The following is a 16,935-nucleotide window of genomic DNA, read 5'->3' as shown; positions in this document are numbered from 1 at the left end:
CTAATAGGAATTATTCTAGTACTCTAAATGATTTATTCTCTTGTTTTTAATTAACCGTTTCCAGTTAATTTTTACGCTGTCAATTCAATATGTTAATGAACTTATTTCTTTACTTTTGCTTAACATTGTTTTGTTAAGCGGGTGCAAATATACAACCCTTTTTCTTTCTCGCAAGTGCTTTTTGGATTTTATTTTTGTTTAATTTTTAAAGCCTTAAAACCCTGCGATTTAAAACTAAATAAAATTACAGCTTTTCTATAGGTTATGATATTCTTGCTACTCTTTGCCTATAAAATGATTTGTAAACCTCTCAGATTACTGTTCCCTTTTTTTTCGCATTAGCGGTAGTAGCGGCATCCTTTTTTTTTGAAGGTGTCATTGTTGTATTGTGAGCTCTTGTTATTTTAAAGCTTAACAACTGCTTTGGTCTTTATACGGCGCAAAAAAAAAGATATAGCGGATGACGCGGCACTTTTGCTGCTGAAAAGCAAAAGTGCAATGCCCAAACTATTTTATAGAAAGAAATCCCAGACTAAACCAAAACGAATGGTAAGGTCTCTGTATGGATTATTTGGTGCGGAGAAATAATCGTAACCTGTGATAGAGGAATTGAAATGTTCTAGCTTAAAAAAAATACGAGTTTGTCTGACCTTGGCGTTGAGAAAAAAGTCTAATCTTGGAAAGGCGCCAATCTCTGTTGTGTTTTGTGTGTAGAATTCTGCTAGCAATGGATCGTAACCATCCATATAGTATGTTGTAAAGTAATTTAATGTGACTCCGGTTTGAAACTTTAGAGACTTTTTAAATATTTCATCTGAATAATAAAGTGTATTCCTCGTAATGAAATCTGGGACATTAAGAACATCTGCATCACTAACGACGTTTTGATACATGATTGTATTGTCTAAGCCGAATTTACCAAACTTGAATTCTTTCTGAAGTTTAAACCTTAAGTATTGTAAAGGTTCTGTGTATTGATTTGGTCGGATAACGTTGACATCATCTACGGTTTCGTCTAGATTGAAATAGGTATAATTATCGATATTAGAAATGTCTAGACTTGCGTTGAACCATTTATCGGATTGCAACTTAATATTTAGTTGTTGGGTATTAACATTTTTAAAATCTTCTAAGTTATACCAATTGTAGTTGACGTAATCACTTTGATACAGTAAGAAATTATAATTGGCTAATCTGGAATTGATGGCTAATCCTCCTGAGAGTTGTATATCGTCATTGAGTTTTAAACTTATATTACCGTCTATATAACTGCCCACAAAACTGTCTGACAAATTAAGGGCTGCATTGGCAGAGAGCTTAAATCCTTTATACGTTTTAGCGTAAGCGCCTTCCACTCCGAAATAATTGGCTTGAATACGGTTGGGAATGGTTTCTCCTGGGAATAACACTAAACTATCATAACCGTAATTGAGATCTGTATAGTTTAGTGCAAACTCCACATCTCCTACTATATTATTGGCATATAGAAAGCCTACAGAGGTTTTAAAGTCTTCTAGTGTTACCTTATCATAGATACTTGTGGCAAATGCATCGCCATAGAATGAAGTTGCTGCTGAAGTTTGACTGTAACGGTAATATTTATCTTCGAACGAGATTTTATTAAACAGTGTAATTTTATTTTGCGCTAAGGAATCTTGTTTCTTTAACAGATCATAAGAATGTTCTAAATGAAATCTTTTCCCTTCTAATATATTCTCAGCATCTTGAAATTGTGGATCGAAAACCGAACGGTCTAAAAATTCTTCATTACCCGATGTAAAATTAACCAGGTCTTCAGTTAATAAGCCTCCATTTTCATTGTTTAGTAAATCTTGCATAACGATATACCCCTTTGCATGGTATTTATCGTTTTTAGAATTGTAATTAGAGGTAAATCTAAAATTACCGGTACTTGTTAACACGTTTTGATAATTCCCTAGCGATCTTAATCCTTTATAAGCGATAGAGAAGTTAAACTGCTTAGTGAGGTTAACTGTAAAAAAGGCATCGAGGAGCTGACCTTGTTCAAATGCTGTTTTATAGGTTAGACGTGTCCAAGGTGTAGGCACTTCATAAAAGTAGATATCCTCGTGCTCCAAGTAATTAAAATGTCTGGCCCGTGCTGCAAATTGGGGTGCGGTATGATTAGACCAAGCATCGAAACTAAGGCTATTATAAGTTTGTCCCATGTTGGCAAAAGGCATAAGCCCAAAATTATCTTCTTGAAGATAATTAAACTTATAATCTTTCTTTAGCGTTAAGGTGGTGTCTACCGCTATAGAGTCTTCAGCATTTTTAAACTTCAGATACATATCTATTCTAGCAACATCTTTATAAGCCTTAGATTTTTTAGTTGCCGAGGTATCGGTTCTATTGGGTGAGTTTCCTGTTGTTAATTTAGTTTGTGCCGCGACAGGAACTAAAAACAAACAAAAAAGGATAACATATAGATTTTTATGATGCATTTAAAACTTTATAAATTTCAAACAAAGTAAACTATAAAATATTGTTTAAGAATAAAAAATTACAAATTAGTTAACAAAAAAAAACGGCCAACAAATAGATTGTTGGCCGTTAGTTAGCAAAATGCTTTACTTAGATTATTCAATAATAATCTTCTGAGACGTTTTATTAGCGCCTTGAGCGATATTAGCAACATAAACTCCAGAAGCAACTCCTGTTAAGTTTATGGTTTTATTAAACTGTCCGTTTACGTTTGCAAAGGTATTTTGATACACTTTACGTCCACTGATGTCATAAATATCAATAACAACATCTGAGGTTGTTGCTAAGTTAGAATCGAAACTAATTGTAAACTCACCTTTATTAGGGTTAGGATACACCACTAAGCTGTTAGAAAGTGCGTTTTCTTCTGTACTTAATGCTAAGCTATTTCCTGTAACTACTAATGAGAAATCTTGATCTTTTGGATCGAAGAACCCACCAGTTTCGCTAACTAATGTTCCTTTATGAGAAACTGTTAAAGTATAAACCCCAGTTGAAGGTGCATCGATTTCCACAATTTCTACGTTATCTACTACATTATCTCCTTTTGAGTTTGAGAACCCAGAATCTGCAGCATAGTTTAATTTCCATGGCATGAATGTGTCACCATCTTTAGTAATTCTTAAATCTAAATCATTAACTAAACGTGCTGTAGCGTCATTTACGTCTCCGTTGTTAATACCTCCAGATACATCAGTCCAACAGATTGTAGCTTTTAACTTATCTCCAGCTTGTGCTGAAAATGTCATCGTATAGGTTTCACTTTGTTCTAAATTTAATTCATCTAAAACTGCTAAATCATTATTAGCATCTAAAATAGTTTCTGCTGATGCTTTAGCATCTAAGAATCCCCATCCAAATTTAGGATCTGGTCCAATTTCTTGACTATCATCTACTGCAGTATGACACACTAATGCCTTTAAGGTTGCAGAGTTCATGTAAGTACTGTGCAACTGATTATAATACTGTTGTAATAAAACTAATGTACCAGTTGTATTTGGTGCTGCCATAGAGGTACCACTATAAGTTGCATAGGTATCACCAGGAATAGGAGAATATAAATTAGTTCCATCTGCAGCGATGTCTGGCTTCACTCTTAAATCATCTGTTGGTCCTTGACTACTTGATGTATTAATCAGTAAAGTTTCTAAATCGTAAGTAAATAATGCTAAGGAAGGATTAGCATTGGCTATAACAAGATTATTTTTTGCGTTTTTATCTGTTGTTAACTTATCGTATCCTGGGTACATCCCACCGTCATAGGTCGTTGTTCCGCTATTACCAGCAGAGGCTACGATTAAATATTTAGGATTTTCGCGAGCAATATCATCAATATCTTTAGCATCTTGAGAATAAGCACCCATATACCAAGCTGGTAAATCTGTACCGTTACTACTCTCTACAGGTACACCATAAGAGTGATTTGATAAAATAATAGGATTAGTTGCCGCATTTACCGCAGAAACCATTTCCGTCTCATCATTATTCCAATTATAAGATTTAATGTTAACGTTAGTTGCCATTCCTTTAGCATTAGCATCTACACCTTTTGCTCCAATAGTACCCGAAACGTGTGTTCCATGACTACTAAATTCTTCATCAGAATCTTCAGCAAAAGCATTATCAATAACAGTTATTCTAGAACCTGTGTTTGTTGCATTTTGAAATTCAGCGTGCCCAGCGTATGCTGGTCCACCATCCCAAACTCCAACAGTCATTCCTGTTCCATCAAGATCTAAACCTAACTGTCCTCCAACTTGTAAATAAGATGTTTTAGTTCCACGGCTTGCCAATAAATTGTCTGTAGATTTGTATAATACCACACCATCTACCACATCGTAGATTCGACTTAAATTAATCCCGTCTTTAATGGTGAGTTTTGCCTCTGGATGTGATTTTAAATAGGCATCAACTCTTGCAGATCTTGCCTGCTCTTGAGATTCAAACCTTTCAATCAATGCTAAATTTCCTTTTGATAATTTGTCTTTTTCAGCATTTTGACTATTACCCGAAATACACAAGGATAAAAAGGTAATAAATAGTAAATAGTTTTTCATAGTAAGGGTATGTAATTTTTGATGCAATATACAGTAATTTTAAATTAATACATAATGCCATCTTTAATTAAAAAAGCCACCATATTAAATATGGTGGCTTTAATTTACTTAAAATTATAATTGCAATTATTCAATTGTAAAAACTGAAGAAGAATTTGCACTTGTTAAGGTTGTAGGTTCAACAAACACCGTTGAACCAGAAGTTACTGTATACGTACTTCCACCGTCACCGTAAGAATCGAAAACTACAACTCCGTAAGTTCCTGGTAATAAACACCATTCATTATTAATCGTTGTGAAATCATCATCAGGGTTTACATAAGGACCTCCTGCATAAAGTGATACTTGACCTGAATCTAAGTTAAATAACTCCCAAGAAGTTTCATCTGGCCAATCATCAGTAGTGATTGATAAAGTTACATAAATACTAGGACAAGCTTCTGTTACATTGATAGAAAAACTATCACCGTTAGCAACACCAGCCGTAGGCGTAAAGTCTATTGTTAACACTTGTGCTACTGCATCATCAAAACTTAAGTTTTCATCATCTGTAACAGTTACAGAGATCACACCTTCGTTTGTGTTAGCAGGGATGGTTACCGTAGCAGGTACAGAATATGTCGTTGCTAGTGTACTCGTTGGATCCACTTCTAAAGCGAATGTACGATCTGAACTAGAAACTTCACTTGCGTAAACCTTTACATCTACACTACCAGTGGAATTCTGCTCTAAGACTAAGTTTGTAGGGCTCAATTCAAAACCTACATAGTTACTTAACTTAGATTCGTCGTCTGCCTCACAATTGAACATTACGACCGCTGTGAGCACAGCAAGATATTTATAATATTTTTTCATTTTAATAATTTTTAGTTTTGACCAGTAATACTAGGGTTGTTATCGATTTCGTTTTGAGGAATCTGGAAAGACATCTCATCAGAATCATACTCAAAAGACTCACCAGCTCTAAACACGTGGTTAGTACCTCTAGTTACAGTTGCTTGGTTACGCTTCATAGCGAAGTATGATTTACCTTCACCCCATAACTCAATACGAGTCTGTAAATAAATTGCATCAATTAACGCTTGCCCAGTTAAAGGTGTTACGTAAGTTGTAGCATCAGCACTTCCCATACGGTCAGTTAACATTGTTAATAAGATGGCTTTAGCAGCAGCTTCATCACCAAGATTAGCAGACGCTTCAGCACTTAATAAATACATTTCTTCAGAACGCATAAGAATTAAATCCGTAGAAATTACGTATTGTCCTGCAACCGTTCTACCCGGATCAAAAAACTTGTTGATTGGTTGTAATGGTGCAGCACCAGTACCGAACTGTGTTTTTCTTACATCGTTAGCTGAGATTTTAGAGTATAATAAATCATCAATTGATTTTGTATCTCCTGCCCAAGCATAACTATATGTAAAATAATCCATTTGTCCCCACCAGTCAATTAATTGGTGACCTAAATCTTCAGTTAAATCATAACCCCAGATCCATGACGCAGCGTTAATATCATTAAACCCTGAACCTGAACCAGGATATGCTAATTCTCCTGTTGTTGTTAAAGGATAACCTGCATTAATTACAGCATCAGCATAAACTTTAGCATCTGAATAGTTCCCCATTGCAGCGTAAGTATAGGCTAATAAACCTTGTGCTACTGTTTTGTCTAACTGATTTTTAGACTCACGAGAATATCCATCTAAAAGACTAGTTGCATCTGTTAAATCAGAAATGATCTGATCATAAATTACAGAAGCTTGAACTTTTTCTAAGCTATAAGTATCGATGTTATAAAATGGTAATACTTCTTGATCTGGATCATAAGCTCTTTGGAATAACTGTACTAAGTTATAGTATGCATAAGCACGGTATCCTTTTGCTTGTCCCATGATACGTTTAGCATCATCACTTTCTGGTATAACGTCGTTACCACCACTACTCTGAATTACATCATTAGCAATTTTGATGATTCTGTAATAGTACTCCCAAATTGTAGAGTTAGTATCATCTGTATAATCTACAGTTGAAACTAAGTTTGATGGTGCATTATACCATCCGTATGCACTTGCAGACAATGCTACATCACCACATACGATATCTGTCCAGATATCAACACCTTTCTGACCAAAGTCATCATGGCTAGATCCAGTGATACCAAACGGCTCAATAATTAAACTGGTAATACCGTTAAGTGAACCATCTAATAATTCTGTATAAGTTCCTGAGTGCTCAGAAATACCTTCGGCCGTTAAGACACTTGTATTTTCACCTTCAAGGAATTCATCATTACACCCCATAAACATTAACGAGGATAATACTACTGAATAAATTAACTTTTTTCTCATAATCATTTTTTTTTTTAAAATTCAATTTTAGCACCTACACTAAATGCAGTTCTAGGCATATAAACACCTGAATTTGACGTACCAATGAATGTTGTAGGGTTAAGACCGTTTCTTACTGATAACATCATAACATTATCACCTGTTACGAAAATGTTGAAACGTCTTAATTTCATAGCTTCTACAGCATCACTTGGTAAAGAGTAGCTTAACTTAATGTTATTTAATGATAAATAATCTGCTTTAGTTAAGAAACGAGAAGAATAAGCACTATAATTTACATCTGTAGCATAACCTGCAGATAACCTTGGGATATTAGTAATATCTCCTGGCTCCGACCATGCACTAGCTGCATCAGTATGGAAGTTATCAGAACCTATTAAACTTCTGTTATTCATTAACGTTGCGTAACCTGCATCATAAACATATCCACCAATACTATATCCGAATTGTGCAGATAAGTCAAAGTTTTTATATCCTGCATTTAAACGGAAACTACCTCTTATCTTAGGAATAGCTGATTTACCAACGTAAGCTTCAGTCGCTCCTAATTCTGTTTCATCAGAATAAGTATAAGAAGATGTTACAGTTTTAACAATGTTTGCATCTGGATTATTTGATTGGTATAATGTTAAGTTAGAAATACTCTCATCTCCGTTAGCAGAGTTAAAAATACCATCGTTATCAACATCATTAAAGTAAGCATGCCATAAACCAGCTCCTGTTGCAGGATCTACACCAGCCCATTCTCTCATGTTCCACTCATATAAAGATCTTCCTACAGATAAGTTACCATCAATGATTTTATCTTCTCCTGTAATGTAATCTTTTGGCATTGTAACAATTTCATTGTCAAACATCTCACCATTTACATTAAGTGATAATCTCCAATCTTCATGGTTTTTAATAATAAATACCTGAGCATCAAATTCAAGACCTTTGTTTCTCATTTCACCATCATTATATCTGATGAATGAATCTCCAGGAGATGTTGGTAACTCTTGAGTAAAGAATAAGTTTGTTGTATTCTTAACGTAGTAATCAACATCTAAGTTTAAATAACCATCAAACCAAGTTGACTCTATACCAAACTGTGTGATTTTAGAAGTTTCCCATGTTAAATCTGGGTTTGCAGCCTCACCCGTTGGAGAGTAAGAAATAGATCCATCAGCAGTAGAGTTAATCGTGAAGAAATTGTAACCGTAAAGTGTATTTACACCTTGATCACCAATAACACCGTAACTTCCTTTAGCTTTTAAGTAATCTAAGAAATCTACATTAGCAAAGAAATCTTCGTTTGAAACAACCCATCCTAAACCAACAGATCCGAAAGTACCCCATTTGTCTTGGATAAATCTTGAAGATCCATCACGTCTAATAGACCCTGTAAAGAAATACTTTTGGTCATAGTTGTAGTTAAACTGTGAAAAGTAACTATCTAAACTTCTTCTTAAAGTATAACTAGAAGCTTGACCTACTGCAGTTGTATACTGATCTAAACTTGTAGATCTTGGGATAATTGCTGTTTGAGCAGCAGCAGATAAATAGTTATATCTGTTTACTGTAGATTCGTGTGCTACGAATGCCTCTACATTATGACTTCCAAATTGTTTCGTATAACGTAACATTTGTAAGAAGTTCTGGTTAATGTTAGTAGACTCTCTTTTAAATAAGTAACCTTGACTAGACGCTCCACTACCATAATATGGGTTAGACATTGACGTATAGTTAGAAGTGTTAATTTGACCACTGTAACGTGTTTCAAATTTTAAGTTTTTAGTAATGTCAACACCAACATTGAAGTTACCTAACATTGTTACTACATCTGTACGTGCTAAATCGTAAGTAGCATCACCAATACCATTGGTAGAGTTCCATGCTCTTCTTCCGTATTCAGAACCGTAATCAAACTGGTATCCTCCATAAATAGGATCGGCAACTAAATCACCATTAGCATCTCTTAAATATACATCGTAGATTGCTGGTGTTGTATTTGTTAAAGCGAAAATATTTCCAGAACTTCCTGAAGATCCTTCATCACTAGAAGAGTTGTTATACTTACTTCCTGTAAAACCAATATTAGCTCCTACTGTTAACCATTCTGCTGGCTTATCTTCAACATTTAATCTTGTTGTGTAACGGTTGTAACCAGAGTTGATTGTAAATCCTTCATCATTTAAATAACCGAAAGACGTAGAAAAACGTGTTCTTTCATTACCTCCACTAAGTTGTACGTTAGCTTCAGTTCTAATTCCTGTACCAAAAGCAGCATCTGACCATTTAGTTGGTGTATACTTACGATTAACACCTGAGTTAAATTCTCCTGTAGCAGGATTAATTAAGTTAGCACCATCTGTATCCCAGATATTGTATGCACTGTTGATACCTTCTGTAGTACCGTATAAGTTTGCACTTGCCCAAGCAGCAGGATCTGCCTGCCCTTGTAATGTTCCTTTATTTTTAAGTGCTTGCCAAGACAATTCAATATATTGCTCTGGAGACTCAACAATATCATACTGAGGTAATGATAATGTGTTAACACTTGTTTTAAAATCTACAGAAACAATTGTTTTTCCAGATTTCCCTAATTTCGTAGTAATAACGATTACACCGTTAGCACCTCTTGAACCGTAAATAGAAGTTGCCGCAGCATCTTTTAATACAGTCATGCTTTCGATATCTGCAGGGTTAATTGAAGAAAGGTCACTCGCATAAGGAGCACCATCTACAATATATAAAGGATCTGAATTTCCATTTACAGAACCGAAACCACGAATTCTAATTGTAGCATCCGCTCCTGGCGCACCACTATAAGAAATTACGTTTACACCGGCAACCTCACCTCTTAGCGCTTCAGAAACGTTAGAAACCGCTTTAGCTTCTACATTTTCTGTCTCAATACGAGTTGCAGTACCTGTGTATGCTTCTTTAGTTGTTGTTCCATAACCTACAACAATAACTTCATCTAAAGCACTATCTTCTTCAATTGAAACATCATATGTGCTTCCTGAACCAATAAGAACTTCAGCATCTTTCATACCTACGTATGAAACTACTAAAATATCTCCTTGACTGACTTGAATGGTATACTTACCATCAAAATCTGTTTGTTGACCTCTAGAGGTCCCTTTTACAATTACACTTGCACCTGGAAGAGGTAAACCATCCGAAGCCGTTGTAACTGTACCTGTGACAGTTTTCTCTTGTGCAAAAGAAAATTGCATCACGAACGCCATAAAAAGCGTTAATAACCATGTTAACTTTAATTTCATAAAACAATTATTTGAGTTAGTCTAGTTGCAAACATCTTAATTAAATATTAAATAAGCAAACGTTTTTGCTAAAAAAATGTTAAGTATGTTACGATAATGACAACAATTCCAACAATACAATTTTCTACTGTTTTCGCGGATAACTCACTTCTTAGATGTAAAAAAACCAAAAGGGTTGCGTTAAAATTTTAACTTTGTTCAAAAATTAACATTTTGGCCCTAAAATTTCAATATTCAAATCATAAAATAGAGTGCGGAACAGATGAAGCTGGCCGTGGGTGTTTAGCAGGTCCGGTTACAGCCGCCGCTGTTATTTTATCTAGACAATTTAACAACAGTATCTTAACAGATTCTAAGCAGCTCTCCAAATCTAACCGAGCCTTACTAAAACCCCTTATTGAACAAGACAGCATCAGTTTTGCGGTTACCCATATTTATGAAGAAGAAATTGACAGCATTAATATTCTTAACGCTTCTATTTTGGCCATGCACCAATCTATTGAGAAATTAGAGACATCACCTGAGTTTATTATTGTAGACGGGAATCGGTTTAAGCCCTTTAAGAACATCCCTTATGAAACCATTGTTAAAGGTGATGGAAAATATATGAGTATCGCGGCCGCCTCCGTTTTGGCTAAAACCCACAGAGATGCCTACATGGAAAAAATACATGAAGAATTCCCTATGTACAACTGGAAACAAAACAAAGGCTACCCTACCAAAGAACACCGAGCCGCTATTGAAAAATACGGGATTACAAAATACCACCGTAAATCCTTTCGCTTATTACCTGAACAATATGAATTAGATTTATAAGCCAAAGCAACTTCATTAGCTTTAGCTTTACTATTATTAATGCGCCGTTTTAAAATGAGACTGCATTTTACTTTTTATATTTGTCCTTTAATTAAAAACTCACTTTAATGAAGCGACTTGGTTTTTTATCGATTTTACTCCTTTTCCTGATCTCGTGTCAGAAAGATTATAATAAAACCAAACACTCCTATCAATTTATTCCACCGAATGCTGAAGCCGTTATTCAGATTAATGAATTAAATGACTTTTTAAACAGTATTACTAACAATACGATTCTTGAAACTGTTTACAGCAACAACCTTAAAGCTGTCTCTCCAATCTTAAAACAGTTTAGCACCACAGCACCAGTTTATCTTACCTATAAAGATTCTACCGTAACGGATTATCTTATTCTAACAAAACACGACAGTACCTTATTTGTTATAGACAGCCTCCCAAACCTTATTTCTGAAACTTTAGCGAATTCTAAAATTACGAAGACCCAAATCGATGAATCTGTCATTTACCATACAGTCATTGGCAATACCTTTGCAGGTTCTAACGATTTAAACCTCTTGAAAAATTTAAATGCTGAAAATGAAAATATCGCATTAAGTCAACTTATTGAAACGACCGATACCAAAGCGGTCGCCTCGATTGTTTTTAAGTCCGCAGCCGTTAATTATTCAGAATTATTGTTTACACCGCTTATAGAGGAGGATCATTCTAACTATACAGTTTTAGATTTTACCCCACATAACAAAGGTCTAAGCTATCATGGTATTTTAACCGCGAGGGATTCTATTGCCAATTTTATGGATCGTTTTAATTTCACTATTCCACAAAAAATTAACACACCACAAATTGCACCAAAAGCCACCAAATCCTTATTAAGTATTACCTACGACGACTTTTCGGTATTTCTTAAAAATAATTCGTCTAAAGAGCTCAATTTAAACCCTGAAACGCCTACATTTTTAAACTTTACAAATGAGATCGCGCGTACCGATGAAGCTCTGATTCTTCATTCTTTAGACCCCAAACTTTTGGTTGAAGCTATAGAGGAAAAATCGCATTTAGAAACCTTTAGAGATCTGGATATTTTCAATTTTGAGGACCCTGATTTCTTTAAGACCATTTTAAATCCATTTATCACGTTTGAAGAAGCTAAATATTTCGCTGTTTTTGAAAACTTTGTCATTTTCACAGCCGAACCCGAAGCTTTAAAATCTATTCTGGTTAATGCCCTCAACCGGCAAACCCTTTCAAATTCTGAAGCCTTCATTAACATGCAAACCCAACTCAGCGATGAGGCTTCCTTATTTATATATAAAGACTCAGACGCCCTATCTTCTTACCTCGATGCATCTTTAAAAGGCTATGATGCCAATGCTGTTCAGTTTATTCATGAAGATCATTACACCCATGTTCACGGTATAATTCAAAAATTTAAAAAGAGATCGGCCACCAACTCCGTTAATGAAGCGTTTACAACAAGCTTAGAACACCCACTAATTATGGCGCCACAAGTGGTAAAAAATCATATTACCAAGGCCCACGATATTGTAGCCCAAGACACAAACAATATTTTATATCTTATTTCCAATACCGGAAATATCCTTTGGAAAAAACAACTACAAGGTCAAATTTTAGGCGCTATTGAACAGATAGACATGTATAAAAATGGCCGCTTGCAATTGGCTTTCGCAACAGAAAATAGGGTTTATGTTCTAGACCGCAACGGTAATGACGTATCTCCTTTTCCTTTAAAATTTAACGATCCTATTACTCAACCGCTTTCAGTTTTTGATTACGACAAACGTAAAGCCTACCGATTATTAGTGACACAAGGCAAGCACTTACTGATGTATAACGCTAAAGGCGAATCTATAAAAGGATTTAACTATAAAAACAATGGTGCAGCCCTAAAAACTCAGCCCCAACATTATCGTATTGGCACAAAAGATTATATTGTTTTCGCGGCGGGTAAAGACTTAAAAATTCTTAACCGACAAGGACAAAATAGAATTAACCTTAAGGAAGGTTTTCAATTTTCTGACAATACCATTTATTTATACCAGAATAAATTTACCACGACCAATACGCTAGGGCAACTTGTACAGGTAAATACCCGAGGAACCATCACTAGAGAAAACCTTAATTTAACGGATAAGCATAACCTGAGTACCACCAGCAAAACTATGGTAACCCTAAATGAAAATAAGCTTACCATAAAATCTAGAACTATAGATTTGGATTATGGCGATTATACCGCCCCAAGAATTTTCTATTTAAACGATAAAATTTATATTACAACAACAGATAAACAAGCTAAAAAAGTTTACTTATTTGATAGCCAAGCGAAACCGATTCCTAATTTCCCTGTTTTTGGTGTAGGTGCCGCCACCCTAGAAAAATTAGATGATGAACGAGATTTAGAACTCATTACGCAAAGTGATGACCAAACTATTGTGGTCTATAAAATAAACTAAGATCTAAAATTGTTTATCCTTATTTCATAATAATTAATACGCTATAAAGCCACAGATTTCCCATGATAAAAAGACAAAAAGCTTCCATAAAAAGTTGCATTATTCATAAAGTAGGTAACAAATTTAATGGCACTAAAAATGCATTTTCAGATGCTGTTGTAGATTTTGACGAGGCGACCTACCACCTTATGCTTCCTTACCTTTTAAAACCTTTTGTTAGTGTGGCTGAGAGCTATCGTTTTCACCATCATAGCGATGTTGCTTTAAACGAAATCAACACCTATAGCGAGCAATTGTTTAAAGACGATGCCGATTTTGTAGACCTTTCTAAACATATTGTTAACCATTTGTTTGAGCAGAGTAACTCGGCACAAATAAAAACTGGCGATGTTCTTATTTGCCATTTTGATAACATTCAGTACGAAGACTATTTTACGGATGCCATTGGGATCTATAAAATTGAAAATAAAACTGAATTTTTTCAAACGTATCTAGAGGACGGTAACAACTACGACATTCTAGTACAGAAAGGTATTCAAGCTAAAAAAGTAGACAAAGGCTGCTTAATTTTGAATACTTCCGATATGGAAGGAAAAATTGTGTTTAGTGTAGATAACAATAGCTACGACACACAATATTGGATTAAGAGTTTTTTAAACATAAAATACCCTGACGATAGTAATCAACACACAAAGAATTGTATTGAGTTATGTAGAGAGTTCTCTAAAGAGGTGCTTCAACCTAATTTTGGCGGTCAAGAGCAAAGTAATTTCTTAGCTAAAACGGTTGACTTTTTTAAAGAAAATGAAATTGTTAATATAGAGACCTTTAAAGAAGAAGTTTTTGAGGAAGAAGATAAAATTCAGCTATTTGAAGACTATAAAAAAACCTACGAATCGGACAACAAAGTCCTGATTAGAAATCAGTTTGACGTGTCTGAAGTCGCCCTAAAAAAGCAAAAACAGAAGATTAAAACTGAAATAAAACTCGACACGAACATTCAAATAAAACTTGATGTAGATGCACCTGATGCTTCTGCTGAATATTTAGAACGTGGTTACGACGAGGACAAGAAAATGCATTATTACAAGGTGTTTTTTAACGATGAAAATTAAGCCTTAATTATAAAAATTGAGCGCAATATTTCACCCTTAAAACCCTAATTATTACTGAAGGTATAACTACAAATTAAAAACCCATGTTTAGACACCAAGGCACTAGCAGAACCTTAATACACAACCTGCGGATTGCCACGGTATTATCTTTTGTGGCCGGTATTGTTAATGTTTCTGGTTTTCTAGCCTTTAGTCAGTTAACCACAAACGTTACAGGCCACTTTGCGTTTTTTATTAGTGATGTTGCCGATTTTGAATTTTGGAAAGGCACCATCTACGTGGTCTATATTTTCTCTTTCCTAACAGGGGCTTTTTGCTCAAGTTTTTTAATTGAACGCTTTAGAGAAAGCAAGAAACTTAATGTATTTGTATTACCTACGCTCTTAGAAGTTGTTATTCTTATTTCTATAGGTCTATGTAACTTAGAAACGCTAAACACTGTTGCTAATCTTGTTGTCTGCGCCCTCTTATTTGCTATGGGACTTCAAAATTCATTGGTAACACAGATCTCTGATGCCGTTGTAAGAACCACACACCTCACAGGCTTATTTACCGATTTAGGAATCGAATTATCGCAGCTCTTTTTCAAGAAATACAAGGCAAAGCATCAGGCCTTAAAAGCCACAATAACCTTAAGACTATTTATAATCTGCTTCTTTTTTTCTGGTGGCTTAATAGGAGGCTTTATCTACTCTAGATTAGAGTTTAACATCCACACGCTAATTATAGGAGCAATTATCCTACTGATTAGCTTGTTCTATGACGATTTTAGGTATCAGATTATCCGCACTACACGTAGGCATCAACAACGTAAAAAAACAACCTACTAATACGCCTTGTTAGAATTAAATTCAGCTTCAAAAAGCGTACTAAAATGTTTTAAAATTTTAGCTTTTACAGCGTCCTCATCAACACGCTCTACTCCTAGTTCGTTATTTAAAGTCGTAACAGCCTTCCCTTTAATTCCACATGGAATAATATTGTCAAAATAACCTAAATCAGCATTGACATTTAAAGCAAAACCATGCATGGTTACCCAACGGCTCGCTCTAACGCCCATGGCACATATTTTACGAGCAAAAGGTGTTCCTACTCCTAACCAAACACCGGTTTCACCAGGACTACGTTCAGTCTCTAAACCGTAATCTGCAAGGGTTAGAATAATGACCTCTTCTAAAAAACGTAAGTATTTATGGATGTCTGTAAAAAAATTATCTAAATCTAAAATGGGATATCCTACAACTTGTCCAGGTCCATGGTAGGTAATATCTCCACCCCTATTTATTTTATAAAATGTAGCCTCTTTCTCCGCTAATTCAGCTTCAGAAAGCAATAAATTAGACAAATCTCCACTTTTACCCAAGGTGTAAACATGTGGATGTTCTACAAACAAAAAGTGATTCTGAGTCTCTAAACTCAAATCCTCTCTTCTGTTTTTAATCTTCGTATCTAAGATGGCTTTAAAGAGGGTTTCTTGGTAATCCCAAGTTTCTTTAAAATCTTTTCGTCCTAAATCTTCGAGCAGTATGGTTTTGTTCAAAATAATATGATTTTAATCCTCTAAAACAACTTCTATATCTAGTAATTCAGGATTTTTAAGCATCTCTAAAAATCCAACTTCAAAGCTTACCGTTTTTTTATCTAAACTATACATAGCGCCCTCTTTTGAAAAGGATTTAATGGCCTTAGGAAAATGGTATTCAATTTTATATTTAGACGATGCAAAAAGCATTTCAGACTGCCCTAAACTATCTAAAGCTTGTTGATGCTTCTCGGCGTCTAAGATTTCAGCCTTTCGTTCAAAAAGCCTTCCGTCGTAGGCATAACTCACCGCTGTTGCTCCGTCATTTCCTAAGTTAGAAAAAGGACTAAATGCTGAATTTTCACTTGCATTTTCAGCCCCCTTAAAATCATTAAAACTATTCATCGCTTTAAACATATCTCTAAGCTCATTCGGATTCTTAAAATCGGCCTCGATATCAAATAACATTTTATCCTTATCCGGATCCATCACCATATGAAGCTTATAATCTTCCATGGCTTTTATCTTTTCTTGTTCCACCGGAGACAGAGACGCAATACTGTCTTTATACGCGACTAAAAATTCCTTAAAGACAATTGTAGAATCTACAGCCTTGTCCATTCCTTCTGAAGCATCATCGCCCATCTGCCCCATAAAACCCATCATTTCTGAAGCGTCCATAGAAAATACAACCTGACCACTACCATCCTCATTGATGTAGATCTTTTCTGAAAATTGACAACTTGTCAACAGCATTAAGGCTAAACCTGTAACTAATGTAACTATTGTTTTCATCGTAGACATAAAAAAAATTAAGACTGCAAAGGTAGGC

The 16,935-nt window shown here is 35.0% G+C and carries 11 protein-coding genes; 4 read left to right on the top strand and 7 right to left on the bottom strand.

The annotated features are described in order from the left end of the window. Nucleotides 1-512 precede the first annotated feature (512 nt). From ACFQ13_RS16745 to ACFQ13_RS16725, 5 genes are all read right to left on the bottom strand, one after another. Nucleotides 513-2,465 carry a putative porin gene (locus ACFQ13_RS16745; protein WP_386119399.1) on the bottom strand — a complete coding sequence of 651 codons (1,953 nt, stop codon included), beginning with the start codon at nt 2,463-2,465 and terminating at the stop codon, nt 513-515. A 135-nt stretch (nt 2,466-2,600) separates the two neighbouring features. Further along, nucleotides 2,601-4,562: a S8 family serine peptidase gene (locus tag ACFQ13_RS16740; protein WP_386119397.1), complete on the bottom strand. Its 1,962-nt coding sequence runs from the start codon at nt 4,560-4,562 to the stop codon at nt 2,601-2,603. A gap of 126 nt (nt 4,563-4,688) precedes the next feature. Further along, complete coding sequence (locus tag ACFQ13_RS16735; protein ID WP_386119395.1) at nt 4,689-5,417, bottom strand: hypothetical protein; 729 nt, start codon at nt 5,415-5,417, stop codon at nt 4,689-4,691. 11 nt (nt 5,418-5,428) lie between these two features. After that, the gene (locus ACFQ13_RS16730; protein ID WP_386119393.1) at nt 5,429-6,910 is read right to left on the bottom strand and encodes a RagB/SusD family nutrient uptake outer membrane protein; all 1,482 of its coding nucleotides are present in this window, start codon (nt 6,908-6,910) and stop codon (nt 5,429-5,431) included. Between the two features lie 14 nt (nt 6,911-6,924). After that, nucleotides 6,925-10,179: a SusC/RagA family TonB-linked outer membrane protein gene (locus tag ACFQ13_RS16725; protein WP_386119391.1), complete on the bottom strand. Its 3,255-nt coding sequence runs from the start codon at nt 10,177-10,179 to the stop codon at nt 6,925-6,927. Nucleotides 10,180-10,392: 213 nt separating this feature from the next. Between ACFQ13_RS16725 and ACFQ13_RS16720 the strand changes: the two genes are divergently transcribed. The 4 genes from ACFQ13_RS16720 to ACFQ13_RS16705 all read left to right on the top strand — a co-directional run bounded on the left by ACFQ13_RS16720 (nt 10,393) and on the right by ACFQ13_RS16705 (nt 15,411). Beyond that, entirely contained in the window at nt 10,393-10,995 is a 603-nt protein-coding gene (locus ACFQ13_RS16720; RefSeq protein WP_386119389.1) for a ribonuclease HII, read from the top strand. Between the two features lie 107 nt (nt 10,996-11,102). Beyond that, the gene (locus ACFQ13_RS16715; protein ID WP_386119387.1) at nt 11,103-13,466 is read left to right on the top strand and encodes a ribonuclease HII; all 2,364 of its coding nucleotides are present in this window, start codon (nt 11,103-11,105) and stop codon (nt 13,464-13,466) included. A 62-nt stretch (nt 13,467-13,528) separates the two neighbouring features. After that, a complete protein-coding gene (locus ACFQ13_RS16710) occupies nt 13,529-14,581 on the top strand; it encodes a nucleoid-associated protein (RefSeq protein WP_386119386.1) in 1,053 nt (350 codons plus the stop codon). Nucleotides 14,582-14,664: 83 nt separating this feature from the next. Then, nucleotides 14,665-15,411, top strand: coding sequence for a YoaK family protein (locus tag ACFQ13_RS16705; protein ID WP_386119384.1), 747 nt, complete (start codon nt 14,665-14,667; stop codon nt 15,409-15,411). Here the strand turns inward: ACFQ13_RS16705 and lipB are convergent. Beyond that, nucleotides 15,408-16,121 carry a lipoyl(octanoyl) transferase LipB gene (gene lipB, locus ACFQ13_RS16700; protein WP_386119382.1) on the bottom strand — a complete coding sequence of 238 codons (714 nt, stop codon included), beginning with the start codon at nt 16,119-16,121 and terminating at the stop codon, nt 15,408-15,410. The genes ACFQ13_RS16705 and lipB overlap by 4 nt on opposite strands. Before the next feature lie 12 nt (nt 16,122-16,133). Further along, entirely contained in the window at nt 16,134-16,898 is a 765-nt protein-coding gene (locus tag ACFQ13_RS16695) for a hypothetical protein (protein ID WP_386119380.1), read from the bottom strand. Nucleotides 16,899-16,935 lie beyond the last annotated feature (37 nt).

Origin of the sequence: Winogradskyella rapida, from assembly GCF_042675845.1 — a bacterium.
Taxonomy (GTDB): Bacteria; Bacteroidota; Bacteroidia; order Flavobacteriales; family Flavobacteriaceae; genus Winogradskyella; species Winogradskyella rapida.
This window is presented reverse-complemented; position numbering and strand designations above follow the sequence as displayed.

Bases quoted from the DNA above. Each gene is read 5' to 3' on its own strand.
- ACFQ13_RS16745 (WP_386119399.1), bottom strand. From the start codon at position 2,465: ATGCATCATAAAAATCTATATGTTATCCTTTTTTGTTTGTTTTTAGTT.
- ACFQ13_RS16740 (WP_386119397.1), bottom strand. From the start codon at position 4,562: ATGAAAAACTATTTACTATTTATTACCTTTTTATCCTTGTGTATTTCG.
- ACFQ13_RS16735 (WP_386119395.1), bottom strand. From the start codon at position 5,417: ATGAAAAAATATTATAAATATCTTGCTGTGCTCACAGCGGTCGTAATG.
- ACFQ13_RS16730 (WP_386119393.1), bottom strand. From the start codon at position 6,910: ATGAGAAAAAAGTTAATTTATTCAGTAGTATTATCCTCGTTAATGTTT.
- ACFQ13_RS16725 (WP_386119391.1), bottom strand. From the start codon at position 10,179: ATGAAATTAAAGTTAACATGGTTATTAACGCTTTTTATGGCGTTCGTG.
- ACFQ13_RS16715 (WP_386119387.1), top strand. From the start codon at position 11,103: ATGAAGCGACTTGGTTTTTTATCGATTTTACTCCTTTTCCTGATCTCG.
- ACFQ13_RS16710 (WP_386119386.1), top strand. From the start codon at position 13,529: ATGATAAAAAGACAAAAAGCTTCCATAAAAAGTTGCATTATTCATAAA.
- ACFQ13_RS16705 (WP_386119384.1), top strand. From the start codon at position 14,665: ATGTTTAGACACCAAGGCACTAGCAGAACCTTAATACACAACCTGCGG.
- ACFQ13_RS16695 (WP_386119380.1), bottom strand. From the start codon at position 16,898: ATGAAAACAATAGTTACATTAGTTACAGGTTTAGCCTTAATGCTGTTG.